General features: G+C 36.5%; 24 protein-coding genes. 8 read left to right on the forward strand and 16 right to left on the reverse strand.

Annotation, left to right across the window (positions count from 1 at the left end):
* The first annotated feature begins 514 nt into the window (after positions 1–514).
* From K322_RS0100445 to yidC, 8 genes are all read left to right on the forward strand, one after another.
* Positions 515–2065: a peptide MFS transporter gene (locus tag K322_RS0100445; protein ID WP_084158480.1), complete on the forward strand. Its 1551-nt coding sequence runs from the start codon at positions 515–517 to the stop codon at positions 2063–2065.
* 102 nt (positions 2066–2167) lie between these two features.
* Positions 2168–3583, forward strand: coding sequence for a peptide MFS transporter (locus tag K322_RS0100450; protein WP_035330977.1), 1416 nt, complete (start codon positions 2168–2170; stop codon positions 3581–3583).
* Positions 3584–3745: 162 nt separating this feature from the next.
* Entirely contained in the window at positions 3746–4186 is a 441-nt protein-coding gene (locus K322_RS0100455) for a YbaN family protein (protein WP_026625079.1), read from the forward strand.
* A gap of 120 nt (positions 4187–4306) precedes the next feature.
* The gene (locus K322_RS0100460; protein ID WP_026625080.1) at positions 4307–4609 is read left to right on the forward strand and encodes a DUF3467 domain-containing protein; all 303 of its coding nucleotides are present in this window, start codon (positions 4307–4309) and stop codon (positions 4607–4609) included.
* Positions 4610–4959: 350 nt separating this feature from the next.
* Positions 4960–6507, forward strand: a complete 1548-nt coding sequence (locus K322_RS0100465; protein ID WP_026625081.1) for a cytochrome ubiquinol oxidase subunit I — start codon at positions 4960–4962, stop codon at positions 6505–6507.
* A 52-nt stretch (positions 6508–6559) separates the two neighbouring features.
* On the forward strand, positions 6560–7723 hold the full coding sequence (gene cydB, locus K322_RS0100470; RefSeq protein ID WP_026625082.1) for a cytochrome d ubiquinol oxidase subunit II: 1164 nt from the start codon (positions 6560–6562) through the stop codon (positions 7721–7723).
* Between the two features lie 544 nt (positions 7724–8267).
* Positions 8268–9881 (forward strand): CTP synthase, encoded by a 1614-nt coding sequence (locus K322_RS0100475; RefSeq protein ID WP_026625083.1) that lies wholly within the window; start codon positions 8268–8270, stop codon positions 9879–9881.
* A gap of 160 nt (positions 9882–10041) precedes the next feature.
* Positions 10042–12000 carry a membrane protein insertase YidC gene (gene yidC / locus K322_RS0100480; RefSeq protein WP_026625084.1) on the forward strand — a complete coding sequence of 653 codons (1959 nt, stop codon included), beginning with the start codon at positions 10042–10044 and terminating at the stop codon, positions 11998–12000.
* A 67-nt stretch (positions 12001–12067) separates the two neighbouring features.
* Here the strand turns inward: yidC and pyrF are convergent, their stop codons facing one another.
* From pyrF to proB, 16 genes are all read right to left on the reverse strand, one after another.
* On the reverse strand, positions 12068–12892 hold the full coding sequence (gene pyrF / locus K322_RS0100485) for an orotidine-5'-phosphate decarboxylase (RefSeq protein WP_026625085.1): 825 nt from the start codon (positions 12890–12892) through the stop codon (positions 12068–12070).
* Between the two features lie 6 nt (positions 12893–12898).
* The gene (locus K322_RS0100490; protein ID WP_026625086.1) at positions 12899–14608 is read right to left on the reverse strand and encodes a BACON domain-containing protein; all 1710 of its coding nucleotides are present in this window, start codon (positions 14606–14608) and stop codon (positions 12899–12901) included.
* Positions 14609–14629: 21 nt separating this feature from the next.
* Positions 14630–15337, reverse strand: a complete 708-nt coding sequence (locus K322_RS0100495; protein ID WP_157279358.1) for an outer membrane beta-barrel protein — start codon at positions 15335–15337, stop codon at positions 14630–14632.
* 37 nt (positions 15338–15374) lie between these two features.
* Positions 15375–16460, reverse strand: a complete 1086-nt coding sequence (prfA, locus tag K322_RS0100500) for a peptide chain release factor 1 (RefSeq protein ID WP_026625088.1) — start codon at positions 16458–16460, stop codon at positions 15375–15377.
* 239 nt (positions 16461–16699) lie between these two features.
* The gene (locus K322_RS0100505) at positions 16700–17272 is read right to left on the reverse strand and encodes a terminase small subunit-like protein (protein ID WP_026625089.1); all 573 of its coding nucleotides are present in this window, start codon (positions 17270–17272) and stop codon (positions 16700–16702) included.
* Between the two features lie 127 nt (positions 17273–17399).
* A complete protein-coding gene (locus K322_RS0100510; RefSeq protein ID WP_026625090.1) occupies positions 17400–18092 on the reverse strand; it encodes an LrgB family protein in 693 nt (230 codons plus the stop codon).
* On the reverse strand, positions 18076–18432 hold the full coding sequence (locus K322_RS0100515; protein WP_026625091.1) for a CidA/LrgA family protein: 357 nt from the start codon (positions 18430–18432) through the stop codon (positions 18076–18078). Before K322_RS0100515 ends, K322_RS0100510 begins: the two co-directional genes overlap by 17 nt.
* A gap of 273 nt (positions 18433–18705) precedes the next feature.
* Positions 18706–19533, reverse strand: a complete 828-nt coding sequence (locus K322_RS0100520) for a UDP-2,3-diacylglucosamine diphosphatase (protein ID WP_026625092.1) — start codon at positions 19531–19533, stop codon at positions 18706–18708.
* A gap of 95 nt (positions 19534–19628) precedes the next feature.
* Positions 19629–19946 (reverse strand): metal-sulfur cluster assembly factor, encoded by a 318-nt coding sequence (locus K322_RS0100525; protein WP_026625093.1) that lies wholly within the window; start codon positions 19944–19946, stop codon positions 19629–19631.
* Between the two features lie 198 nt (positions 19947–20144).
* Positions 20145–20849, reverse strand: a complete 705-nt coding sequence (gene radC, locus K322_RS0100530) for a RadC family protein (RefSeq protein WP_026625094.1) — start codon at positions 20847–20849, stop codon at positions 20145–20147.
* 78 nt (positions 20850–20927) lie between these two features.
* A complete protein-coding gene (gene efp, locus K322_RS0100535; protein WP_026625095.1) occupies positions 20928–21494 on the reverse strand; it encodes an elongation factor P in 567 nt (188 codons plus the stop codon).
* Positions 21495–21696: 202 nt separating this feature from the next.
* Positions 21697–22518, reverse strand: coding sequence for a serine O-acetyltransferase EpsC (gene epsC, locus K322_RS0100540; RefSeq protein WP_026625096.1), 822 nt, complete (start codon positions 22516–22518; stop codon positions 21697–21699).
* A 6-nt stretch (positions 22519–22524) separates the two neighbouring features.
* Complete coding sequence (locus K322_RS0100545) at positions 22525–23466, reverse strand: acyltransferase family protein (RefSeq protein WP_026625097.1); 942 nt, start codon at positions 23464–23466, stop codon at positions 22525–22527.
* A 2-nt stretch (positions 23467–23468) separates the two neighbouring features.
* Positions 23469–23654, reverse strand: coding sequence for a hypothetical protein (locus K322_RS0100550; RefSeq protein WP_026625098.1), 186 nt, complete (start codon positions 23652–23654; stop codon positions 23469–23471).
* 1 nt (position 23655) lies between these two features.
* Complete coding sequence (locus K322_RS0100555) at positions 23656–24909, reverse strand: glutamate-5-semialdehyde dehydrogenase (protein ID WP_026625099.1); 1254 nt, start codon at positions 24907–24909, stop codon at positions 23656–23658.
* 5 nt (positions 24910–24914) lie between these two features.
* The gene (gene proB, locus K322_RS0100560; RefSeq protein WP_026625100.1) at positions 24915–26009 is read right to left on the reverse strand and encodes a glutamate 5-kinase; all 1095 of its coding nucleotides are present in this window, start codon (positions 26007–26009) and stop codon (positions 24915–24917) included.
* Positions 26010–26149 lie beyond the last annotated feature (140 nt).

The following is a 26149-nucleotide window of genomic DNA, read 5'->3' on the forward strand; positions in this document are numbered from 1 at the left end:
TCTTATGTCTGTTTTATTTCTTATTATTTTAATCTTTTCATAAATAATAAGACTCTAAATAATTGATATTGTTGCACAAATAACAGACAGGTAAAAATGATGTTTTTGCTTTTGTCTACTTGTTAGTGTATTTGTGTTTATATATGAATAAATAGGTCTTTGACTTTAAATATATAATACTTTTTGTAAAAAAAATAGGCTTTAAATGGTTAAAAGTGTAAAATTGAGTGCTTTTTTGATTTAATTCCAGTTTAAAATTTAGTGGTATGTTTTGAAATGGTGAGAAGTAGCTGCTTTTATGCTTGATAGGTAAATAAAATAGGCTGAGAACTTAATATCTTTTATTTTGATAAAGATTGACAAAAGGAGAGCAAACTCAATTATTTTTTTTATTTTTGTCACTCATGTATCAGCCGGAGTTAAACGTTTCTGTTTTTGATTAAAACAAACTCTTGCTGTTATGTTGGGTTAGTTAATAAATAGGTCTGTGACCTTAGTATAGATAAGTATAATAATGAAGACGTCAGAGCCTGAGCAAAACTCTTCGGAGTCAGCTCCTAAAGATGGAGGTGTGTCTGCAAAAAGTGCAGCATTGACCTTGGATCAGATTCAAAATTTTGAAGGAAAGTATCCCAAACAGTTGTGGTATCTGTTTACGGTCGAAATGTGGGAACGGTTTTGTTTCTACGGAATGCGTGGAATTCTGACTATTTTTATGGTCGATCAGCTATTCCTTCACGAAAAAGAAGCTAACCTCAAATATGGGGCAATACAAGCTTTTGTTTATGCCTTTACTTTTCTGGGTGGTATCTTTGCCGATAAAATTCTCGGATTTAAAAAATCGTTGACTTTTGGTGCATTGATGATGATACTTGGTAATTCATTAATTGCAATAGCTCCACACGATTTCTTTTACATAGGTATCACTTTATCTGTTATAGGTACTGGTTTCTTTAAGCCGAATATATCATCTATGGTCGGTTTTCTTTACAAGGACGGAGACTCTCGAAAAGAAGCTGGTTTCAGTATGTTTTACGCGGGTATTAATGTCGGAGCTTTTCTGGGAGGAGCAATCTGTGTCTGGCTAGGTAAAGATCACTCATGGAGTTTGGCCTTTTTGGCTGCTGCTATCGTTATGTTTTTAGGCTTGGTAACCTTTACTTTCACTAAAAAATATCTTGGACCCATTGGTGATAGTCCTCTGAAAGAGGCTTTGCCAAAAGTGAGATTGAAAAAAGAAATATTTGTATATATCATCGCTATTCTTACTATTCCTTTAATATATATAATGATCCAGAATACCGATTATACTGATTATTTCATGTATACAGTCGGACCTTTAGCTGTTATTTATTTTGGTTATCAGTTTTCGAAAATAGCTTCGAGTGCCGAACGTAAGAAGCTTACTGCAGCTTTTATCCTGATCCTTTTATCTATTATATTTTTCGCATTATTTGAACAAGCAGGAGGATCTTTAGCCTTGTTTGCTAAAAATAATCTACACGATAAACTTCTTTTCTTTCATGTCGATCCTAATATTGTAAATAATGGAGCTAACGCTCTTTTTGTGATCTTGTTCAGTCCATTACTCGGATTGTTATGGGTCTGGCTCGATAAGAGACGTTTGGAACCTAATACAGTTGTTAAATTCGGTATTAGTTTCGTTTTATTGGCTTTATCATATTATATATTCTTTTCTACAAAATTATTTGCTGATGGTAATGGTATGACATCTTTGAATGTGTTTACCGGAGCTTATTTTGTTATGACAATATCGGAACTTTGTTTGTCGCCGATAGGATTGTCTATGATAACAAGTCTTTCACCAAAACATCTTTCGGGTATGATGATGGGACTTTGGTTTTTGGCAAGTGCCTACGGACAATATCTGGCAGGGTTGATCGGAGCTGGAATTTCTAATCCGAATGAAAATGCTTCATTATTGGAAAAACTGGATTCTTATACAAGCGGATACGGACAATTGGCTCTGTATGCAATTATAGTAGCTGTAGTAGTGCTTGTATTTGCTCCAATGGTAAGAAAACTGATGCAGGAAGTGAAATAAGGTCTCAGGCCTTTTGATTAAGTTTGTTTTAAAATGCATCTAAAATGTCATATTTGGAAAATCAATAAACGGGTCTATGACCTTAATTAAAATAAATAATTTATGTCGACTGAAACAAAAGTGTATAGAGAACCCTCCGATAAGACCTTTCTAGGGCACCCTGTAGGTCTCTATTTATTGTTCTTCACTGAACTATGGGAACGCTTTTCGTATTACGGAATGCGTGCTATCTTGGTGTTATATTTGACCAAATCGTATATCGAAGGAGGTTTAGGATTCGAGGAATCTTATGCCAGTCTTTTATATGGATCGTTTACCGGCTTGGTTTACTTTACTCCGCTTATCGGGGGATGGCTTGCCGATAAATACCTTGGACATCGTAAGGCTATAACTATAGGTGGTATCACCATGTTCTTGGGGCAGATGGTTTTGTTTCTGGTGGCTACTAAAGCCGGAATGTATTCCGGGTTATTCTTGCTGATTATAGGTAACGGTTTTTTTAAGCCTAATATATCTACTCTGGTAGGTGGTTTGTATAAGCCGGGTGATGCAAAACGTGATTCTGCATTCTCTATCTTTTATATGGGTATCAATGTCGGAGCATTCTTTGCGCCTCTTGTAGTCGGTCTTTTTGCTAATCAATGGTTTGCAGATGTAGACGGAGTTACTGGAGAGATAATCCGTCATGCCTATAACTATGGTTTTCTGGCAGCTGCGATTGGTATGCTTGTAGGGCAGATATTGTTTAATACATTATCTAATAAATATCTGGGAGATCTCGGTGTTGATCCTGTTGGTGATGGTGCTGAAGAAGAAGCGGTCGCTGAATTAGACAAAGTGGTTGAGCATAAAACTCCTCTAACAAAAGAAGAAAAACAACGTACAATTGCGATTTTTGTATATTTCTTCTTTGCAATATTCTTTTTTGCAGGTTTTGAGCAAGCCGGATCTTCATTTACTCTTTATACTGAAAAATTCTTAGATAGAAGTATCGGAGGATTTACAGTGCCTACAGAATGGTTTCAATCTATCAATCCTCTCTTCATCGTTTTATTGACACCTGTATTTGCTCTGTTCTGGCCTTCGAAAGCCGGACAAAAAGTGACTACTCCGGTCAAGATGGGTATGGGGCTGATGCTTCTTGGTGTCGGATTTTTATTTATGGTCGGCGCATCGGCTAGTAGAGGAGGAGACTCTGCTGATATTGCAGTTAAAGCAAGCATGTGGTGGATGGTCTTTACATATCTGTTGCATACAATGGGTGAACTATGCTTATCGCCGGTGGGTCTTTCTACAGTAACTAAGTTGGCTCCGGTTAAATTGGCTTCTTTGTTGATGGGGGTATGGCTACTATCTTCTTTCTTCGGAAACCTTATTGCCGGTCAGGTGGCAGCGGCTACAAGCTCAATGGGAGCAGGAGCTGTTTATCAGGTTTTAGCGATTGCCGCTATAGCTTTTGGTGTGGCATTGCTATGTCTTAACAAAGTTTTGCTGAAAATGATGCATGGAGTAAGATAAATAATAAAGATATAATAAGCAACAGACGGCTTTCGAATTCTTATTCGGAAGCCGTTTTTGTGTCTATGTGTATATTTAACACTAGGCTTTCGTCTTTTCATCTGAAGAAATAATATTTTTGTGTATAACTAAATGTGTGTTGCGATGAAACTTAATAATAAAATGAAAAAATATATCTTTATCATATGTGGAACAATTAGTCTCTTCCTCGGACTTTTAGGACTGATTACTCCCGGATTGCCTACTACTCCTTTTATCTTACTTACAGGAGCTTTGTATGCTAAAAGCTCTCCAACTTTATATAAGAAACTAGAGGGTAATAAGCTTACCGGTATGTATCTAAAGAGACTCGAAACCGGACTTAGCTGGAAGGTGAAAATTATTTCTATCGGTTTTATGTGGGTAATGATATGTATCTCAGCTTTCTGGGTTTTCAGAGATAATTATACGATGCACTACTTGATGTTAGGGCTAGGGGTGATAGGTACTGTGGCTCAGTTGATAGCCCTGAGAAAGAAAAAACCGAAGGTTGTGACTCAGGAAATCCCTGTGGAGATCAATAATTCCGAAAATATAGAAAGTATTGATGAACAATATAAATAAATTATAAGTTATATAGGGAAATGGTTTATCAAAAATTTTGCCATTCTGTTAGATTTAATTTTCTTTGTGTAAGTAATATTAACGGATAAACCTACCCAAATATAAACTTATCAAATAATTATGAGCGAAAAAGATCAACAAAATCAGATACAGATCGAATTAACTGAAGATGTGGCACAAGGTTCTTATGCTAATTTGGCAGTAATCACACATTCATCGTCTGAGTTTGTGCTGGACTTTATCCGGATAGTACCCGGTGTCCCTAAGGCTAAGGTAAAATCTCGTGTAATTTTGTCTCCGGAACATGCTAAACGCTTGCTGTTAGCTTTGAATGACAATGTTAGCCAGTACGAAAAAATACATGGAAAGATAAATCTGGAAGGTGGGTCTGTTGGGGATTTTACTCCGGTAGGACAGGCTTAATTCCGTGTTTTGTTGACTTAGTCATAGACCTGTTTTACGCACGGGCTAAGAGGAAATCGGCACATCGATATATATTTTTTGAGTGAAGCTGGTTAGGTTTGGTTTTTCGGAATCGGACTATATCGTTTTCTATTAAGAATAGATGTGCATGTAGATTCCTCTTTTTTTAATTTTTGAACCTGAACTGAATACTATGAATTATATAAATAAATTAGTAATGGTGAAAATAAATTACGTTTGAATCCGGTGTTTTATACTTATGTTCAATCATCTTTTATGTGTCAGAAAATGAATGGCAAATCGGATGTGAAAAAACGAAAAATAGAATTAACTAATATATCGTCTATCTTATGGAAATTTTAAACTCTTCACTGATTGACTGGTCGAGAGCACAATTTGCTCTGACAGCTATGTATCACTGGCTGTTTGTTCCATTAACATTAGGACTCGGGGTCATAATGGCTATAATGGAAACGGCATACGTCCGCACAGGAAACGAGCAGTGGAAAAAAACTGCAAAATTCTGGATGAATATTTTCGGGATAAACTTTGCAATAGGTGTTGCAACAGGTATTATCATGGAATTTCAGTTCGGAACCAACTGGTCTAATTATTCGTGGTTTGTAGGGGACATTTTTGGTGCACCTTTAGCTATTGAAGCTATTGTTGCATTTTTTATGGAAGCCACATTTATCTCCGTTATGTTTTTCGGATGGACTCGTGTAAGCAAAAAAATGCACTTGGCTGCAACATGGTTGACAGTTACAGGTGCGACACTTTCAGCATTGTGGATATTAATTGCTAATGCTTGGATGCAATACCCTATAGGTATGGAGTTCAATCCGGACACTGTTCGTAATGAGATGACAGATTTCTGGGCAGTTGCTTTATCGCCCGTTGCGATTAATAAGTTTACTCATACAGTCGCTTCGAGTTGGGTATTCGGTGCTGCATTTGTAGCCGGAATTACAGCTTGGTATATGTTGAAAAAAAGAGAACCCGAATTTACAAAGCAAAGCATGAAAGTTGCGGCTATTTTTGGTTTTGTGGGTATTATTCTGACAGCTTGGACTGGTCATGGATCTGCACAGCAAGTAGCCGAGAAGCAACCAATGAAACTGGCTGCAATGGAAGGTTTATACGAAGGTAAGGAAGGGGTTGGACTTATAGCCTTTGCTATACCGAATCCCGATAAAAAATCTTATGATGACGGAGTAGAACCATACATCCTGAAAATTGAAATACCTAAAGGATTATCTGCCCTAGGGTTTAGTGATTTCGATGCATTTGTACCGGGTATAACAGATATTATAAAAGGAGGGTATAAAGACTATAAAGGCGATGTTCAATTGTCTTTTGCAGAAAAACAAGTTGCAGGTAAAAAAGCTATTCAGGCTTTATCTGATTACCAGACCGCACAAAAAGATGGCGATGCAGTTGCTGCCGAAAAAAATAGAACTATTCTGAAAGAAAATTATGCATATTTCGGTTATGGATACTTAGATAGCCCCGATCAGCTAGTGCCTAATATTCCGTTGGTATTTTGGTCATTCCATATAATGGTTTATCTGGGAGGATTCTTCGGTGCATTCTTCTTATTACTATGGTTCCTAAACTATAAGAATAAGCTCGAAAATACTAAATGGATGCTATGGATTTCGATTCTTTCTGTTCCATTGGTTTATGTTTGTAGTCAGGCAGGCTGGTTAGTTGCCGAAATAGGTCGTCAGCCATGGACTATACAGGATGTGCTGCCTTTACAGGCTGCTGTTTCAGCGTTGAGTGTTGAGTCTGTGAAAATTACATTCTTTATATTCTTTGTACTGTTTACTGCTCTTCTGATCGCTGAAATACGTATTATGTTGAATCAGATTAAAAAAGGACCTAAGGCCGAATAAGGTTGGATGTCATAATAAATAAGAGGTCTTGGACTATAAAAATATAATAACTATGATTGATTATTCATTTTTGCAACATTACTGGTGGTTCATCATTAGTTTGATTGGAGGTATATTCGCATTCTTACTATTTGTACAGGGAGGACAATCTATGTTGTTTTCTTTAGGAAAAGAAGACCGCCACCGTTTTTTGATGGTAAATGCTCTGGGGCGTAAATGGGAGTACACATTTACAACTCTGGTAACTTTTGGAGGAGCCTTATTTGCTTCGTTTCCCTTATTTTATTCGACTAGCTTCGGTGGAGCATACTGGGTTTGGATGCTTATCTTATTCTGCTTTGTTATTCAAGCGGTATCTTATGAATACATGTCGAAACCCGGTAATACATGGGGGCGTAAGACTTATCAGACGTTTTTATTTATTAATGGGTTATTGGGGACTTTCCTTGTAGGTGTGGCTATAGCAACATTCTTCACAGGTGCAGAGTTTGCTGTGAATAAAGGTAATATAGCGAATTTGGGAGTGCAAAATGTAACCGGATTGGTTATAAGCCAATGGCAAAACCCCTTACACGGACTCGAAGCTCTTGGCGATTTCCGTAACTGGTGCTTGGGGCTCGCAGTATTCTTCCTTGCACGTACCATTGCCTGTTTGTTCTTTATCAATCGTCTGGCTGATGAAGAACTTGTAGCTCGTTCCCGTAAATTTTTAGTATATAATGCAATTCCTTTTGTGGTATTCTTCCTTGCATTTGTTATTTGGACCTTATTATCTAAAGGATATGCGGTCGATCCAACAACAAAAGTTGTAAGTGAAGTTGCTAATAAATACTTCTTCAACCTGATTCAATTACCGATAGTTGGTATTGTATTCTTAGTTGGAGTTGTGTTAGTGTTATTTGGTATTATTAAAACGGTTATCTCTAAAACGTTCTCATCAGGTATCTGGTTTAGCGGATTGGGTACAGTATTAGCCGTTTGCAGTTTGTTGTTGATTACCGGTTTTAATAACACTCCTTACTATCCATCATCGGTGGATCCCCAAAGCTCATTAACTATACAAAATTCATCGTCAAGTGAGTTTACTCTTACTGCTATGTTTTATGTATCGTTGCTGGTGCCTTTTGTATTAGGATATATTATCTATGCTTGGAATGCTTTAGAAAAGAAGAAATTCAAGAAAGAAGATTTGAAAGAAGACGGACACGTTTATTGATTCGGATCTGATAATAAGAATAGGATAGGGGATGACAATGAAGTCATCCTCTATTTTTTTATCTATACTTAAAAAATACACATTACAATTATGGCAAAATACACAGAAGAACTAGGCACGAAAATACACCGATTTCAAAGAAATGACAGATGATGCCCGTACCGATATTCGATAAGTAATGAGAATGAATAATGATCAACAATTATTATTCACTGATCTTGTTACTTTTGTTACCTTTTAAGAATGTTTCTTAAATCAATATACCTTATCAAAAAATAGGATAAGTTTTCAGATTGAATCTAATGATATTTTTGTACTTTTGCATACTTAGAAGTCGCAGAGTTATTTGTTGCTTTGACAAATAAACGATATTAATTAAGGTTTTATCCTTTTTAATCACTTTGATAAGAGGAAGATACAAAAAGTATTATTACTAAAAGCTATTTTGATAAATATTACTTTTGCTTACTCAGGATGAAGTGGTATGTTTGTTTGTGTTTGTTTTTTATTGATTTTATAAATATCTATAATAAAATATACAATCGTGACTGATACTAAGTACATTTTTGTAACCGGGGGCGTTATATCTTCTTTAGGGAAAGGTATTATAGCATCTTCACTCGGTAAACTACTCCAAGCAAGAGGTTATAAAGTAACTATCCAGAAATTAGACCCGTATATCAATATTGATCCGGGTACCCTTAATCCTTACGAACACGGCGAATGTTATGTTACGGTTGATGGTCATGAAGCTGACCTTGATCTAGGGCATTACGAACGTTTTTTGAACGAGCCGACTCACAGAGATAATAACATTACCACCGGACGTATTTATCAGAATGTGATAAATAAAGAACGTAAAGGTGATTATCTAGGGAAAACAGTTCAGATCGTACCCCACATTACGGACGAAATACGACGTAATATCAAACTTTTGGGTGCAAAATATAACTATGATTTTGTTATTACCGAAATCGGAGGTACTGTCGGTGATATAGAATCCCTGCCTTTTATCGAAAGTGTTCGTCAACTGCGTTGGGAGCTGGGTGCAAAAAACAGTTGCTGTATACACTTAACGTATGTGCCTTATATTGCTGCTGCCGGGGAGGTTAAAACCAAACCGACCCAACATTCTGTTAAAAGTTTGCAATCTTCAGGAGTACAGCCTGATATGCTGGTTCTTAGAACTGAGCATCCATTAAATAAAGACATTCTTCGCAAAGTTGCTCTTTTTTGCAATGTAGAAGCTGACGCTGTGGTACAATCAGTGGATGTATCAACCATCTATGAAGTACCATTGAAAATGCAAGAACAGGGTATGGACGAAACCGTATTGCGTAAACTTGGTATTGAAGCCGGACCTAAACCGGACCTGAAACCTTGGAAAGATTTTCTGGATAAGAAAAAGAATGCAAAAGATACAATCACTATCGGACTTGTTGGGAAATATGTGGAGCTACACGATGCTTATAAGTCGATAAATGAATCATTGTTGCAGGCCTCGATATACAACGATCGTAAACTGGATTTGCAATTTATACATTCGGACAAATTGACCGATGAAAATGTCGCTGAAAAGCTGTCACATCTCGATGGCATAGTTATTGCTCCTGGATTCGGACAAAGAGGTATCGAAGGAAAATTCATTGCGTTGAAGTTTGCCCGTGAAAATAATTATCCGACTTTCGGTATTTGCTTGGGTATGCAGTGTATGGTGATCGAATATGCCCGCAATGTTTTGGGGCTGGATGATGCCAACTCTACAGAAATGAACCCTCAGACTTCGTATAAGGTAATAGACTTGATGGAAGAACAGAAGAATATTACGAATATGGGAGGATCAATGAGGCTTGGAGCATATAAATGTGCATTAGGTAAAGGAAGCCTTGTACATGAAGCGTACGGAAAGGATGTCGTAGAAGAACGTCACCGCCACCGTTTTGAATTTAATAATGAATTTAAAGCTCAGTTCGAAGAGTCGGGAATGAAATGTACAGGTACTAATCCCGAAACAGGATTAGTGGAAGTCGTGGAAGTTCCTTCTCTCAAATGGTTTTTAGGAGTACAATTCCATCCTGAATATAATAGTACAGTATTGGCTCCGAATCCGTTGTTTATGAGTTTTATTAAAGCTGTCATTGCTAATAAACAACATTAAGTATTAATGCAACTCTAGTTGGAGATTTTATTCTCTGTTGTATTTATACCAAGTAAGAGAATAAAGGTCTTAGACTTAAATAATAAGTGCAGCACATCCTTCTGACTTTAGTATTCGTTATAAGGATTGTTGTTTAATTTAGAAATTTACATAATAATCAATGGATAAAAACACAGGTATTGGCTTCGTTTTAATAGCCGCTATAGTGATTGGTTTCACCGTACTAATGAAACCCAGCCAAGAGGAGCTTGCTAAAGAGCAGAGATATCAGGACTCTATACAGAATGTACAAGCAAAGCAGGTCAAGGATGATATTAAAACCGCCGATTCTGCGGATAACGCATCAAAATCGGCGGTTGGTGAGTTCTTCGAAACAAATACCCAGGTTAGTAATGATACTGTAGCAGTTGCAGATAGCGACTCTTTGGCTGTCAATGCTTTTAAACAACAAAGTAACGCGGAACAAATTGTTTCACTCGAGAATGAGAAGATAAAGATTAATATTTCTTCTAAAGGTGGACAAATGATTAGTGCTCAACTCAAGGAGTACAATACTTATAAGGGTGATTCTTTGTATCTGTTTAAAAATGACGCTCGTTTCGCTTTGGAACTGATGAATAAGAAAGGGGTTACTCTTAATACATCTGAGGCAGTTTTTAGAGTAATCAAAAGTTCGGGTAACGAGCAGACTGTTGTTATGCGGATGAATTATTCCGAAAATCAGTATATTGATTTTATCTATGCTTTGGCACCTGATGATTATATGGTCAAATTTGACATTGCTGTTGTTGGAATGCAGGATATGTTAAGTGTTGATTGTTTGGAGAGATTTAAACTAAATTGGAATCAAAATCTTCGAAGGCAAGAAAAAAGCGAAAAGAACGAGCAACGTTATGCCCGTATCCACTATAAAGGAACAGATGGCAGTTTTGAAGAATTGAGTGATAGTCATGACGAATCGAAAGAAGTTCCAACCGGAGCAAAATGGGTTGCTTTTAAAGATCAGTTCTTTGCTTCGGTACTTATTGCAGATAATGAATTTACTTCTCCTACGTTAAATACAATGATGCTTCAGTCCGAAGATTATCTGAAAAGCTATTCCGCATCGCTGTACTTTAAACCTACATTAGGCGAAAAGGGAGCATTAGTCGGTGGATTCAAATATTTTCTGGGACCTTTGGAGTATTACATGCTTAAAGGCTATGATGATGGTGTCAAAGATAATGCACAGCAATTGGAATTAGATAAACTAATACCTTTAGGATGGTCGTTGTTCCGTATTATAAACCAGTATTTTATAATTCCACTCTTCAATATGTTGGAAAATACGGGTATGCAAATGGGACTTGTTATCTTATTACTTACGGTTATCGTTAAGATCATCATTTCCCCTCTTACATACAAGTCGTTTATGTCATCAGCTAAAATGAGAGTGTTAAAGCCTCAAGTGGATGAACTTAATGAGAAGTATCCCGGACAGGAGAAAGCAATGGAACGTCAGAAAGCGGTTATGCAGTTATACAGCCAAGCCGGAGTGAACCCGATGAGTGGATGTATCCCTATGTTATTGCAGATGCCTATCTTATTAGCATTGTTCTCGTTTTTCCCGTCTGCGATAGAGTTGCGTCATGAGAGTTTCCTTTGGGCTTCGGATTTATCGACATACGATGCTATTATAGAGTGGAATACTAATATTCCATTCATTTCAAGTTGGCTTGGTAATCATTTGAGTTTATTCTGTATACTGATGACTGTGACTAATGTTATCTATACTAAATTCAATATGGATGCCACAAATACTGGACAGCAACAGATGCCGGGTATGAAATGGATGATGATGTTTATGCCGGTTGTATTCTTCTTTGTCTTGAATAACTACCCTTCAGGCTTGACTTACTACTATTTCTTGTCTACTTTGATGACTATTATCATTACTTTAGTTTGTCGCTGGGTAATCGACGAAGATAAGGTATTAGCCAAATTGGAAGAAAACAAGAAGAAGCCTAAGAAGAAAGGTTTTATGGCTCGCCTTCAGGAGCAAGCAGAACAAGCTCAAAGAACACAGCAGCAACAAAAAGGAAAGCCTAGTTCAACAGCTAATAAAAAGAAAAAGAAATAAGGTTTTCAATTCTTTAATATAACAGAAAAGCGATTATCTATTGACAATCGCTTTTCTGTTGTTATACCTAGAAAATAGATGTTAGATACCCCGCCATTTCTGCTTGTATCTTTTTAGCTTCTGAAGCTGCTCTGTTTGCAAAGTCTTCAGTATTATCAGCATAAATAATACCTCTTGAAGAATTAACCAATAAGCCGCACTCTTTAGTCATCCCATATTTTACAACTTCGGCAAGAGATCCACCTTGAGCTCCGACTCCCGGTACAAGCAGAAAATGATTAGGTGCGTGTTTTCTTATATCAGCGAACATAGAACCTTGGGTTGCTCCGACAACATACATCAATTGTTCATCTGTTGCCCATTCCTGAGATTTTTTCAGTACCTTTTCGAAAAGCCTTTCACCATTACTGTCTTCTGTGAGCTGAAAATCAGCTGATCCTTTGTTAGATGTTAAAGCCAATAATATTACCCATTTATTAGGATAGATAAGAAAAGGTTTTACACTATCTTCTCCCATATAAGGAGCTACAGTTATAGCGTTTGCCTTTAGGTGTTCAAATGCTGATTTAGCATACATTTCGGACGTATTTCCGATGTCTCCTCGCTTAGCATCAAGTATAATAAACTGCTTAGGGTATTTAGTCCGAATGTATTCTATCGTTTTTTCTAAGGCCCATATACCTTTTATGCCGATACTTTCGTAAAAAGCAGTATTAGGTTTATAAGCTACACAATATGGAGCTGTAGCATCAACTATTGCTTTATTGAATGAATAGATAGGGTCTTCTTCTTCTAGAAGATGTGATGGGATTTTTGTCAAATCAGTATCTAATCCTACACAAAGGAAGGATTGCTTCTGTTTGATGTTTTCGATAAGATCTTGCTTAGTCATTGTTTATTATTTTATACTAATGGTCTCAAGACTCCAAGACTCGATGCTTCTTTGAGAGTCAGAGATATTTCTGATTACATATAATATGTCTCCGGCCTTACTGCTAAATATATAATAAGGGGTAACTTCATAAAATGCTGAAACATTATTGATAGATGTATAATAATCCTTTTCAAAAGAGATATCTTTTATCCAATAATAGCTCGAGCCATTGAATTGTTTAATCGCTGTATTAGTGGGATTATAATACGAATTCGTTTGATTTATTGCGTAAAATGTATTTGTTTTGGCATTATGATCTATCCATAAATATTCATTAGAGTAAGAGCTTTTTTCATTAAACTTGCCAATTTCCGGAAGATCATCCCATGTTGAAGTATTTATTGTTGGAGTTTTGACTATGGAACCATAAGAGCCGATCAAATAATTACCATTTTCTGTTTGAAATATTTTCTTTCCTAGACTTTGATGCCAATAGTACTCTGTATAATTATTATTATCATCTAATTTAGACAAATCCAACAGTATAACCCCATTAGGAGAAACATTTTCTCTACTTCCTATAATGTATGGTTTGTTCATAACCTTTATAAGATTACTATTTCTGTCAAGTTGCGATGAATATCGACTAAGCCTACTGGTATTTCCATCCTTAAGATTGATGGCATACAACCCGTCACCTGAGTAGGTTGTAGTATGTGTCGTAAAATAGCAATAACCATTTTCTCCTGAAACTACACTATGTGTATTTAGATCAATATTGAATTGTTTGCTTATTTTTCTTGTTGGAATATCTATCTCGGTAACAAGTTCACTGAACCCAATATAAGCAAGTTTTCCATCTTCGGTTGTACTTATGCAATTAGGAGATTTTGGTAACTCAATTATAGTTTGCTGATTGTTTTTGAAAACAACCATATTATCAGGGTTTTGAGTCAAAACATACAATTCATCATTTACTTTTGAATAATATACATCTTTTACTGTACCATTTATTGCATATATATTATCTGCATTTCCTTTCCTTCCTGATACTTTTACCTGAATAGTGATATTGGGTTTTGATTTATCATTAGTTTTTATAATAATTTTACCTTCATAGTCTTTTTCTTCTAATTTTTCTCTGTTTAATGTAAATAATACAGATTGTATAGAAAAAGGATTAATCGCTTTAGGACTGCTGCTACAAATTAACCATTCCGGCGTACTGTCAACAGACCAAACAACAATACCATTATTACTTGTATTAGTTATGGAGAGTTCTAACTGATCCTTAGATTTTCCGAAATTTAAAAGATCCGTACTTATAGATAAGGTTGGATTTCCAAGATTCTGATAAACTATATTAAATGTATAAACATTATTGTTTTGTTTGAAGTATACAGTTCCAAGCTCACTATAGCCAAGACCTCCAGAAAGATTAATATCAGAGCTGGTTCTATAGCTGAAATTTAAGATATTATTACTAACAGACCCCGTATTTGAATTTATTTCCAGCCAAGATGGATATTTGATAATCTGGCATGCCCCATCAGGAAGCCCATTAACTGTAACTTCAGCCTGAGTAAACTCAGAAACTTTTTTATCTAAAGCTAAAACTCCTTCCGTTTTTATCGGATTGTCGATATTATTCTTGTTTTCATCCAGAAAATCATTACTACAAGCTGTCAGGATTGTAATAAAACCTATCAAAACTAAATTATAAATTTTTCTCATTTTCAGTGTAGTTAGTTGTTTTTATTTGTAAAAGCGGATACCCAAGCCCAGATTCAGATGCGCCAGATTTATTTTATTGTCACCCGATAGTTTTCCGGATTGACTTTGGTAACCGTCATTAAGAGTTACTTTTCCTATTGTACCGACCATGCTGCTTAGAGTAGCTCCGATTGATATATTTTTTGAGCAAAAATATTCTATACCTATTTCGCTGTTCATCCCAATAGTTCCTCCTGTTGCAACTATATTGTAGATAGAGCGGGCTTCATCTCTATAATGAAGGTAGCCGATTGCGATTTGTGCTGTTAACTGGAATGGACTCTCACTATTAAATCTTGTCTGCATATAGAAAGACGGTCCAATAAAGTTATAATACATTCTTTCATCAATGTTAAGCATCTCAATATAACCATCTCCATCCGTATCAAATGCCAGATTATTTTTCTTTGACGATGATGTGAATAAGTGATACTTTAATCCTACACCCATATTAGCTTGAAAAAGATAATGGGCATCAATATCAAGGCTTTGTCCCCATTTAAGAGTTTTGTAAAAATCTTTAGCATCTTTTGAGGCCATTCCGGCATCAATTAAACTTCTTTCTGCTTCTTTAGAGCTGGCTGTTACATAAGATGCACTTCCTGACAAACCAAATCTCCATTTATACTCTTGAGCCGAAGCGTAGACTGTCGTCATAATAAGACTAAGAATAAAAAAAAGTCGAGTCATAGTATTAGTGTTTTAGTAGTTATAGAATGTGTGATGTTTATAATTCATTTTCTTTTAATCTCTCTGCATTTTCGGCAATAGTCAGTTGATCTATAATGTTTTGAATATCTCCATCCATTATTGCCGATAAATTATAAAGAGTAAGATTTATCCGGTGATCGGTTACACGTCCTTGCGGATAATTATACGTTCGTATTTTTGCAGATCGGTCTCCGGTTGATACCATAGTTTTTCTTTTCGAAGCAATTTCGTCCTGATATTTTGATAACTCAATGTCGTATAGCTTTGTCCGAAGCATCAATAATGCTTTTTCACGATTAGCTAACTGAGAACGGGCTTCCTGACACTGAATCATTATCCCTGTAGGTTTATGGGTAAGTTGAACTTTTGTTTCCACTTTATTTACATTCTGTCCACCCGCACCGCTTGATCTTGCTGTCTGCCATTCAAGATCCGCTGGATTTATTTCCACATCCACTTCTTCTGCTTCGGGTAAAACTGCTACAGTGGCAGCAGATGTATGTACACGTCCTTGGGTTTCGGTTTCAGGAACACGCTGCACACGATGAACACCCGATTCGTATTTCAGAATGCCATAGACCCCTTCACCTGATACGGTAAAGATTATTTCTTTAAAACCACCTGATGAACCTTCTGTATAGCTTGTGAGTTCAGTTTTCCAACCCTTCGTTTCGCAGTATTTCTGATACATACGATAAAGATCACCCGCAAATATTGCAGCTTCATCTCCCCCTGTGCCGCCACGTATCTCAACTATGGCATCTTTTTCATCCTGAGGGTCAGCAGGAACAAGCAATAGTTTTATTTCTTCTTCGAGTGAAGGTAACCTGTTGTTGGCTGATTCGAGTTCTTCTTTAGCTATCTCTTTAAATTCCGGATCTGTTTCATTTTCTAAAATACTTTTCGCTTCCGAAATACTATTTAAGACTTGTTCGTATTCATTTCTGGCATCTACGATTTTTTCCAAATCCCTGTATTCCTTGTTTAGTTTAACATAACGTTTCATGTCGGATATCACATTGGGATCTGTTATTAACTTTCCGATTTCTTCGAAACGAATAACTAATGCATCTAATTTTTCGAGGAGTGATTGTTGACTCATTATTTTGTATTAAAAGGCTTTTTAGGTCTCAGACCTTTCTGCTCTCCATTCAATAATAATCGGCACAGCCGACTATGTCATATCTCGGAGAAATGATATTATGTTTATTTTACTGCAAACTTACATAAAAACCGTGATTAATAAGCCTGTTGAATCAAAATCACAAGATGATTTTTTCAGAAAAGGTAACAAAAGTAACAAGATCAGTGACCAATGATTGTAGTTATTATTCATTCCCATTACCTATCGAATGCCGGATCGTAAGCAACCTCCGTCTCCGGAGAATCAGACTTGACTTTGAGAGCTTCTCGTCTTGCTTCCATTTCTTCTTCCGTGAAATTACCGCTGCCATTGTCTTGCAGAAATTGAAGTTGATCGGCTGCCTCTTGATTCTGTACTATGATTTCCCAGGGCACGCGAATGTTTTCCACTTTTTCTTCTATTTCACCTTCTTTAGCCATTGCCATTTTCAGGGTCTTTTCATCTGCTGAATATTCTTTCATGGTTACCGTTTTTCCGGTCAGATATATTTCACCGTACTCGTCTACGGCATATTTATAACGCGTTGTAGTTACGGTATAGCCATGCTCTAATCTTTGTTTGAGTATCTGTCGGGCTTTTTGAGCCAGCCGTTCGTCACGACCTGCACGGGCATCATCTATCATTTCTTTGAAATCGGTGTATTTCCGTGCCCATTGATAGAATGTTTTACGGCTGATGCTGTGCATTGTACAGATTTCACCCAATGTATACTCGTCTTGTTCTATTGCATCCGCTATTTTCTTGCCTAGTTGTTCTGTGTATTTTGCCATAATTGTAAAGTTTTTTTTAAGTATAGATAAAAAAATCTAAATCCGATTGTTGTTTGGATTTAGATTTTACCAAAGATCTGTGACCTTAATACTTAATAGAGATATATTATTATGGCTAAAATGCTTGTTACGATATCAAACTATGTACAAAAGGAATCAACAGAGCGGTCATAACACCCATCAGTCCGATAGCTAATCCACTGATAGCGCCTTCGATTGTTCCCATCTCCATAGCTTTAACTGTGCCGACACTGTGTGCTGATGCTCCCATAGCTAACCCTTTGGCTATACTACTCTTAATTCCTAACACTCTTAATACATATGGACCAACTATTCCGCCGTATATTCCGCAAAACAAAACGATAACAGCAGTCAGAGAAGGCATTCCCCCGCTTTGTGTCGAAATGTTTATGGCGATTGCGGTAGTCACTGATTTAGGCTCTAGAGTCATGACCAAAGCTTCGTCAGCACCTGTCAGTTTAGCAAGGACAATAACGCTGATAATACCCGTAATACTGCCTACGAATATAGAGGTAAGTATTGATATGACGTTGCCTTTCAGGTATGACATCTGTTCATATAGTATATACCCTAATGCAACAACGGACGGCCCTAATAAAAAACTGACAAATTGTCCTCCCTGCTGAAATTTATCATAGTCCATCTTTGTCACCTGTAGAAAGAGTATAATGATCGCTATTGATATAATTAACGGGTGTAATATTGCAACTCTTGTTTTTTTGAATATCCATTGACCAAACAAATAACTGCCGAATATGAGTACGAGTATAAACTCTGGAGTTTCAATTAATGCTTTCATCTTCTTTCTTTTTTTCCATGCGCTGTTGAACCAGTCCAACAACTGCGATTACTAAAATTGTGCTGATTGAGCATGTAATGATAATAGAAGCCCAGAATTTACTCAGAACACCGAATGAAGTCATAAGTCCGGCTCCGGACGGAATAAAAAATATTGCCATGTTTTTAGTAATGGCATTCGCTGTTGAGTCTACGCTATCCGTACGGATTAATTTAAGATAAAGAGCTAGGAATAATAACATCATCCCTATTATACTCCCGGGAACAAACCCTTTAATGAGGTAGCTGACACATTCTCCTATGAAGTAAAACAGAAGAATGATAAACATACCTTTTACCATTTTCATATAACTAATACCTAAAAATTAACGGTACAAAGTTATGCTTTTTTGAGCAGAGCTGCTTGTTTTATCTCAATTTATTTCGTTAAGATCCTATTTATTTTAGCCTTGATTAAGTATTGTTTTTATCCTTGTATTATGGATTAGAGGGTTCGGTGTTTTTTGAGGAGAATTTGCTGAAATAAATGGAATTGATTATTTGCTATATAATAAATAGTTATCTTTTCTATCTTTATAGATTCCCATATTGAAGGGAGCTAAAAATGAGATTTTTTAGTTTTCCTCCTCGAAGACTTCAAGAGACATTGTTTGTCCATCGAAAACAGCATAAGAAAAAAATGTGATCCAGTCTCCTAATATAATTATCCGTGAAGAAACCGATAACATGAGGTCGAGCATGATGTGTCGATGACCAAAAAGAAAGAAGTTGATAGATGGGGATTCTTGCAGCTGCTTTTTGGCAAAGAGAACAAGGTGTTCTTTATCTTCCCCCAGGTAATTCACAATTCCACCTGTAGCACGACTGTGGTTCGACCATTTGTGAGCAATTGCCAGAGCCCATCTCGGGTGTAGATTAGCGAATGCTTTACGGCACAATTGGCTGTGAAAGATGTGCCTGATCAATTTAAATGACCTCGAGTCATCTCCGAGTCCATCCCCATGAGCCAGAAAAAACTTCTTTCGGTATATTTCAGTGACAAGAGGTTCGGTATGAACAATCATTCCACATTCTTTTTGCAAATAATCAGTCACCCATACATCGTGGTTTCCGATAAAAAAATGAATTTCTATACCCGAGTCTGTCAGTTCTGCAATTTTACCGAGTACCCGTGTAAAGCCTCTGGGTACAACATACTTATATTCAAACCAAAAATCAAAAATATCACCTAACAAATAAATGGTTTTAGCATCATTCTTTACAAAATCGAACCATCTGCAAAGCTTTCGCTCGATGTCGTGGTTGACAGGGAGATTGTTGTCCGTTTGTTTTTTACTGCCGGGTAGAGTCAATGCTCCTTTGTCATTTGTATTGTTCTTGTTGTGTGATGCAGATCCCAGGTGAACATCAGAGAGGAAATATATTTTTTTCTTTTCAGACATATTAAGTATATGAAAATATTTAATGATATATCTTCAATTTATTACAAGCATAAGCCATTTACCTGCTAAGCAATAAAAAGGTCTGAGACCTTAAATTATAAGAACCCAAGTTCGAGTTTAGCTTCTTCACTAAGCATATCTTTATTCCATTCGGGCTCAAAAGTCAGATTGACAATTACGTTTTTGAGGCTTTTGATTGATTCGAGTTTTAAACGAACGTCTTCGAGTATAAAATCAGCAGCCGGACAGTTCGGCGCAGTCAATGTCATAGTAATGGTTACATTTTTTTCTTCATCGACATCAACATTATAAACTAAGCCTAAATCGTATATATTTACAGGAATTTCAGGATCATATACTGTTTTCAGCATACGTACTATTTCCTCTTCTAGTTGCATTATATTATTATCCATAATTTTGAAATTAAGTAATAAAATGTATCAAATGATATATTTGGGTTCATAACAGGCTTTGCTTATTTTTAGTAACCAAAGCTATAAAAAGGCCTGAAGCCTTAATAAAAAGCAAATTTAAGGAATAAATATCTTTATTCTGCTATTGATAAAGAATTTTGATTGTCTGATATAGAAAAGCAATGATGTTAGTTCTATTCAGATAATCCTGTTTTCGTCTTTATAGCTATAAAATCCATCATCTGTAATAATCACATGATCTATCATCTGGATATCGACAAATGATGATGCAACACTGAGTTTAGTCGTAATATCATCATCTTCCCTGCTTGGTGTTAAATTGCCCGATGGATGATTGTGTACAAGTATGATACCGGTTGCCAGACTTTCGATTGATTCCTTCATTATCATGCGTATGTCTATCGTTATTCCATTCAGACCGCCTTTGCTTACCTGTAATCTTTTTATAATCTTGTTAGCTGAATTTAATAATAATATCCAGCTTTCTTCGTGAGGTAAATCTCCTAAAATAGGCTGGAATAGATTGAAGATATCTATACTGGATTTTATCTGAGCCATTTTTTCTCTCTCGGAATCTTTTCTTCGTCTTCCTAATTCGAGGGCTGCAATAATGGTGATAGCTTTAGCTTCTCCTATACCGTTAAAGTTGTTGATTAGTTCATTTATTGATAATCGTCCTAAGGAATTTAGATTGTTTTTTACGAAGTGTAATATCCGTTGTGATAGTTCTACAGCCGTTTCATTCTTATTTCCCGATCCGATAAGTATTGCCAAAAGTTCTGCGTCAGACAGAGTCTGCACTCCCTTCATCAGGAGTTTTTCACGTGGACGGTCTTCTTCAGCCCAGTCTGTTATACGTAGTTTTTGTGTCGAGTTGTTCATAAAAGATCAAGTGTTGTATAAAAAAATCGTGTTTGGCACAAAGCTAAACACGATCTTTCGGAATATCAAATGATCTTCTTATTCTTTTACTCTTTCAACGTAAGATCCGTCACGAGTATTGATTTTGATTTTTTCACCTTCGTTTATGAATAAAGGTACACGCACTTCTGCACCGGTTTCTACGGTCGCAGGTTTTAATGTGTTGGTTGCGGTGTCACCTTTCAGTCCGGGTTCGGTGTATGTAATTTGCAATACAACATTCTGAGGTAGTTCGGCTGTAAGAATAGTTTCTGTTTCAGCATGCACCTGTACTTCTATTGTATCACCTTCCTTAAGGAAAGCCACCCCGTCAATCTGATTTCCGGGAATAGAAACTTGTTCGAATGTTTCGTTATTCATGAAATTATATCCCATATCATCTTTGTATAGATATTGATATGGACGTCTTTCGATACGTACTTCATCTAATTTGATTCCTGCGTTGAATGTTCTCTCAAGAATACGGCCTGTTGTAACACTGCGCATTTTTGTTCTCACAAAAGCAGCTCCTTTACCTGGTTTTACATGAAGGAATTCTATCACTACATAATATTGACCTTCGATGTCAATACACATACCGTTTCTTATATCTGCAGTAGTTGCCATAAAATGTATTTAGATTATTAAAATTATTCAGTTATGCTTATTAATAAGCTGATATGATATTTAAGATCGCAAAGATAGAAAAATATTACAAAGGCTTACAAATATTTATCTTGAAAAGGTCTCAGACCTTTTATTAAATCAATGAACAAGTTGACGAGTAGGAATGCATATCAGCTTGTTTACTTCTCAACTATAATAAGACCTATATTGTATAATTGAAAGAATCCAGATCCCCGAAATCCTGAGTCGTTTTAATTCTGGCTTCCGAATGATTGAACACGATAGAATAGGGGACGATGCTTTTTGTCAGCCAAACATTCCCCCCGATGGTTGAATCATGTCCGATAATAGTTCCGCCTCCCAAAATAGTTGCACCTGCATATATTACAACATTATCCTCGATGGTCGGGTGTCTCTTTTTACCTTTTAAGTCTTTGTTTACAAATAAAGCTCCGAGAGTTACTCCTTGATAAATTTTGACATTTTCGCCTATCTGAGTAGTTTCTCCAATAACAATGCCTGTGCCGTGGTCGATATAAAAGTTATTTCCGATGTGTGCTCCGGGGTGTATATCTATACCTACTTGCGAATGTGCATGTTCCGAAAACAAACGGGGGATAATGGGAACTCCCTGTTCGAACAGAATGTGAGAAATCCTATGTACCGATAGAGCATAGAATCCGGGATATGTAAGAATAACTTCTTCTATGCTGCGGGCTGCGGGGTCGTTCTGGACATAGCATTTGGCTTCGTTATACAGTTTATGTTGTAAATCGGGTAATCCTGAGATGAAAGATTCAACTATTATTTCGGCTTTCTCACGTCCCATTAAATTGGAGATGTTTTCCAGCAGTATCGAAAACACAAAGTGCAGAGGGCGTGTAGAGCATCTGTTACTTTTGCATATTGGAAATAATAGTTGCTGAAAGATTGTGTCCAGAGCCTCTTCCAACTCATTTTTATTGATCGGGAGTGTATTTGATTTAGACTCAAGAAGGTCTGATATATGTGATAAACTGTTCATTTCGGTTTATAGTAGAATTTTAAAATACTTGTTGCATTTAATCAGCAATACGCCTGTAACCAGCGAAGTTATAACAATATAAGGAAATGATATAATATTTACAGCGAATAATAAAGATGTCCATCTGAGCACCATAGGGTGTATATAATATACAGCCGTTGATAACTGGCTGATAACACCTTCGCTTTTATCTATACCTGTCTTACTGTGCTGTAAAACGAAAATAAACAATGCCGGACATAAGATTAGCAACGAAAACATTAGGTTGTTCGTCTTTTGCTGTATCATATACAGGTAGGATTCGGACATCAGAAATACAAAACCTATTGTTATGAGAATGATAACTGTGCTTTTTAATTGTTTAATATTGAATGTCTTAAGCAGATAGCCAAATAAGACAAACGGAAATCCAAAGAATAAACAATTGCGGTATTTGATCATTTCGACATTGGTATACGGGTCTTTCATTTGTATCATATAACCAATACCGAAAAGGATAATAGCTATAAGTATTAAAATAATCTTATTTTTGATAATCTTATTCACAAAGAAAAGTATAACGATTGCTCCAATAAGCCCCGGTAAATACCATAAGTGAAAAAATCCTGTGGCAAATACCCGGATGAATGTCGCGGTATCCAAATAAGGATAATACATAGGCAAATAAAACAGAGCCCATGCTATATACATTATAAAGAGTCGTTTTATATACTTTATAACTTTCGAAGTATTACTCAGGTCCAGAAAAAAACCATTAATAATAAAGAATAAAGGAACTGCTATTTTAGTTATTCCATGCGAAAAGAACCATCCGGATACATATCCCAACTGAGACCAGAATCCGCTGTCAGTCGGTGGATAAATGGATACAAATGGTGCGTGTATATTAATAACTAAAATACTTAATATAATCTTAAAGTAATCGAGTGTTATATTCCTTTCCTTCATTCTTAGTATTCTTCGTTGTAGCTGTCCCTGGCTCTTTTCCTGTCGTATATTTTTTTACTCTTGTGTACCTTTGTTGTGGCAGACCATCCTGTCGAATTTTCGATTTGTATTTCCCTGTCTGCTTTTTTTACAGCTTTTATATAGTCTTCTATTGTTATTTTTCTGTTTTTATTATTTTTCTTTTTCATTCTAAGGATTTCTTGTTTGTCCGTTCCCTTCAACAAGCCACTTATAACTGCATAATTCCTGTAAAGCCATTGGCCCTCTTGCGTGCATTTTTTGCGTGCTGATACCTATTTCGGCTCCTAATCCGAATTGAGCTCCATCCGTAAATGCAGTTGATGCGTTAACATAAACACATGCAGCATCTATCAGGGTTTCGAATAATTGGCTGGCTGATATATCTGCTGCGATAATAGCTTCGCTGTGCTGTGATCCGTATGCCGATATATGGGCAATAGCTTCGTTTATATTATTGACTGTTTTTACAGCCATTTTATAATCTAAAAATTCAGTACCGAAACTTTCGTCGGTGGCTTCGGCTAATAATTTTTCGGGATAACTGCCCGATAATACATTGTATGCCAATTTGTCTGCGAAGATTGTCACATTATCGTTAGACAGTTCTTCACAAAGATAAGGTAAATCTGATAATCGTTCCTTGTCTATAATGAGACAGTCTAGCGTATTGCAAACGCTTACACGCCTGGTTTTGGCATTATGTATGATCTTTCGTGCTATGTCACGGTCTCCGCTGGTATGGAAATAAGTATGGCAAACGCCTGCACCTGTTTCAATAACAGGTATGTGTGCATTTTCTCTCACATAATTGATCAGAGAGCTTCCTCCGCGGGGAATAATCAGATCGACATATTTCCGTGCGTTCAACAACTGATCTATAACTTCTCTCTCTTTTGGCAGAAGAACGCATATATTTGGGTTGAGCCCTTTTTCGTCAAGTATATTACGAATAATTTCGACAATAGCCTGATTCGAGAAGTATGCATCCGAACCACCTTTCAGGATACAGGCATTGCCTGATTTGAAACACAAAGAAAAAACATCGAACGAAACATTGGGTCTGGCCTCAAAAATTACACCAACAACGCCAAACGGCGCCGTTTTTTTTATCAGGTGTAATCCATTTTCTAAATGACGGTCGTCAAGCATACGTCCAACCGGAGAGGGTAGTGTTGCTACATTGCGTATATCGCTTACTATGCCTTTCAAACGGTCTTCAGTCAATTTCAGGCGGTCGTACTTAGGATTTTCCTTATCCATCCGCTGTAAATCTTTTTGATTTTCGGAAAGAATATGAAAAAAACTCTTTTCTGTTTCTTTGGCTATAGCCTCCAATATATTATTTATCTGTTCGTTGCTAAGCAGCAAAAGATCTTTGCTTGCTTTCTTTGCTGCTTCAAACAGCTTCTCCGTATCATCCATAACTTTTATTTGTCAATATATAAGTAATCGTAATGTATAATTGGTTTCGAATTATTATGTCCTATAAGTTTTGTTACTCCTTCGTTGTCAAAAGCTGTTCTGCCTACGCCTATTTGTTTTCCAGATTCATCTATAATCTTTACAATATCATCAGCCTCGAATGTACCTATAACATTAGTAATTCCAACCGGCAAAAGGCTTACTGCTTTATTGCCCGTCAATACCTCTTTCGCTCCGTTATTGATGTGTATCTCACCTTTGGCAAAACTTTCGGAGTGGGCGATCCATTTTTTTACAGTCGATACTCTTTTTGAAGAAGGATTGAATCGGGTACATATTGTTTGCGGTTTAGTTAATAAATCAGGCAATATGTTATCCTTTTTACCATTGGCTATAATCACTTCAACACCTTCTTCGGCTATTTTGCGGGCAATGTTGTACTTTGTCTGCATTCCTCCACGTCCTGCACTCGATTTAGATGTTTGTATATAGTCTTCTATATTGTCTTTTTTTGTATCTATTTCTAGTATGACTTTCGATTTGGGATCCGCCGGATTTCCATCGAAAATACCATCTATATTGCTGAGTATAATGAGAGTCCGGCAATTCATCATGGTCGCTACCAGTCCCGATAGTTCATCGTTATCGGTAAACATCAATTCATTGACCGAAATGGTATCGTTTTCGTTTACAATAGGGATAATCCCATTCTCCAGCATGACAGTCATACAGTTTCGCTGATTCAGGTAATGGCGTCTTGTCGCAAAATCTTCTTTTGTAGCCAAAATCTGTCCGCACACTATGTTGTAATGATCGAACAACGTGTAATACTGATTTATCAGCCTTACCTGTCCTACCGCAGAATATAACTGACGGGCTGAGACCAGATCCAATTTGTTTTTGGGCTTCAGAGCCGATTTGCCGGACGCAACCGCACCCGATGAAACCAGTATAATCTCGTATCCGAGTTTGCGGAGTTCAGCCATTTGGTCTACCAGTGCCGACATTCTTGTTATATCGAGAGAGCCGTCTTTACGCCCTAATACATTACTCCCTATTTTAATTACAATCCGGCATTTATATGTTGCCTTTGTTTTCATAATATGATATAAAAATTGCTTTATCTACAAAAATAATAAAATTGGATATATAAAATAAGGTCACAGACCTATTTATTACTTTGGCAAGTATAACCGACTAAGTTTGTTTAACTTGAAAATATATCATTAAATTCTTTCAT

The sequence above is a fragment of the Indolivaga capnocytophagoides DSM 22835 genome, from assembly GCF_000426485.1.
Taxonomy (GTDB): Bacteria; Bacteroidota; Bacteroidia; order Bacteroidales; family Dysgonomonadaceae; genus Dysgonomonas_A; species Dysgonomonas_A capnocytophagoides.

Coding starts and splice junctions, on each gene's coding strand:
- K322_RS0100550 (WP_026625098.1), bottom strand. CDS start 23,654: ATGAAAAAGAAAAATAATAAAAACAGAAAAATAACAATAGAAGACTAT.
- K322_RS0100545 (WP_026625097.1), bottom strand. CDS start 23,466: ATGAAGGAAAGGAATATAACACTCGATTACTTTAAGATTATATTAAGT.
- K322_RS0100505 (WP_026625089.1), bottom strand. CDS start 17,272: ATGGCAAAATACACAGAACAACTAGGCAAGAAAATAGCGGATGCAATA.
- K322_RS0100520 (WP_026625092.1), bottom strand. CDS start 19,533: ATGTCTGAAAAGAAAAAAATATATTTCCTCTCTGATGTTCACCTGGGA.
- proB (WP_026625100.1), bottom strand. CDS start 26,009: ATGAAAACAAAGGCAACATATAAATGCCGGATTGTAATTAAAATAGGG.
- prfA (WP_026625088.1), bottom strand. CDS start 16,460: ATGAGTCAACAATCACTCCTCGAAAAATTAGATGCATTAGTTATTCGT.
- K322_RS0100460 (WP_026625080.1), top strand. CDS start 4,307: ATGAGCGAAAAAGATCAACAAAATCAGATACAGATCGAATTAACTGAA.
- radC (WP_026625094.1), bottom strand. CDS start 20,849: ATGAACAACTCGACACAAAAACTACGTATAACAGACTGGGCTGAAGAA.
- K322_RS0100455 (WP_026625079.1), top strand. CDS start 3,746: ATGAAAAAATATATCTTTATCATATGTGGAACAATTAGTCTCTTCCTC.
- K322_RS0100525 (WP_026625093.1), bottom strand. CDS start 19,946: ATGGATAATAATATAATGCAACTAGAAGAGGAAATAGTACGTATGCTG.
- efp (WP_026625095.1), bottom strand. CDS start 21,494: ATGGCAACTACTGCAGATATAAGAAACGGTATGTGTATTGACATCGAA.
- K322_RS0100555 (WP_026625099.1), bottom strand. CDS start 24,909: ATGGATGATACGGAGAAGCTGTTTGAAGCAGCAAAGAAAGCAAGCAAA.
- yidC (WP_026625084.1), top strand. CDS start 10,042: ATGGATAAAAACACAGGTATTGGCTTCGTTTTAATAGCCGCTATAGTG.
- K322_RS0100445 (WP_084158480.1), top strand. CDS start 515: ATGAAGACGTCAGAGCCTGAGCAAAACTCTTCGGAGTCAGCTCCTAAA.
- epsC (WP_026625096.1), bottom strand. CDS start 22,518: ATGAACAGTTTATCACATATATCAGACCTTCTTGAGTCTAAATCAAAT.
- K322_RS0100465 (WP_026625081.1), top strand. CDS start 4,960: ATGGAAATTTTAAACTCTTCACTGATTGACTGGTCGAGAGCACAATTT.
- K322_RS0100450 (WP_035330977.1), top strand. CDS start 2,168: ATGTCGACTGAAACAAAAGTGTATAGAGAACCCTCCGATAAGACCTTT.
- pyrF (WP_026625085.1), bottom strand. CDS start 12,892: ATGACTAAGCAAGATCTTATCGAAAACATCAAACAGAAGCAATCCTTC.
- K322_RS0100510 (WP_026625090.1), bottom strand. CDS start 18,092: ATGAAAGCATTAATTGAAACTCCAGAGTTTATACTCGTACTCATATTC.
- K322_RS0100515 (WP_026625091.1), bottom strand. CDS start 18,432: ATGGTAAAAGGTATGTTTATCATTCTTCTGTTTTACTTCATAGGAGAA.
- K322_RS0100495 (WP_157279358.1), bottom strand. CDS start 15,337: ATGACTCGACTTTTTTTTATTCTTAGTCTTATTATGACGACAGTCTAC.
- K322_RS0100490 (WP_026625086.1), bottom strand. CDS start 14,608: ATGAGAAAAATTTATAATTTAGTTTTGATAGGTTTTATTACAATCCTG.
- cydB (WP_026625082.1), top strand. CDS start 6,560: ATGATTGATTATTCATTTTTGCAACATTACTGGTGGTTCATCATTAGT.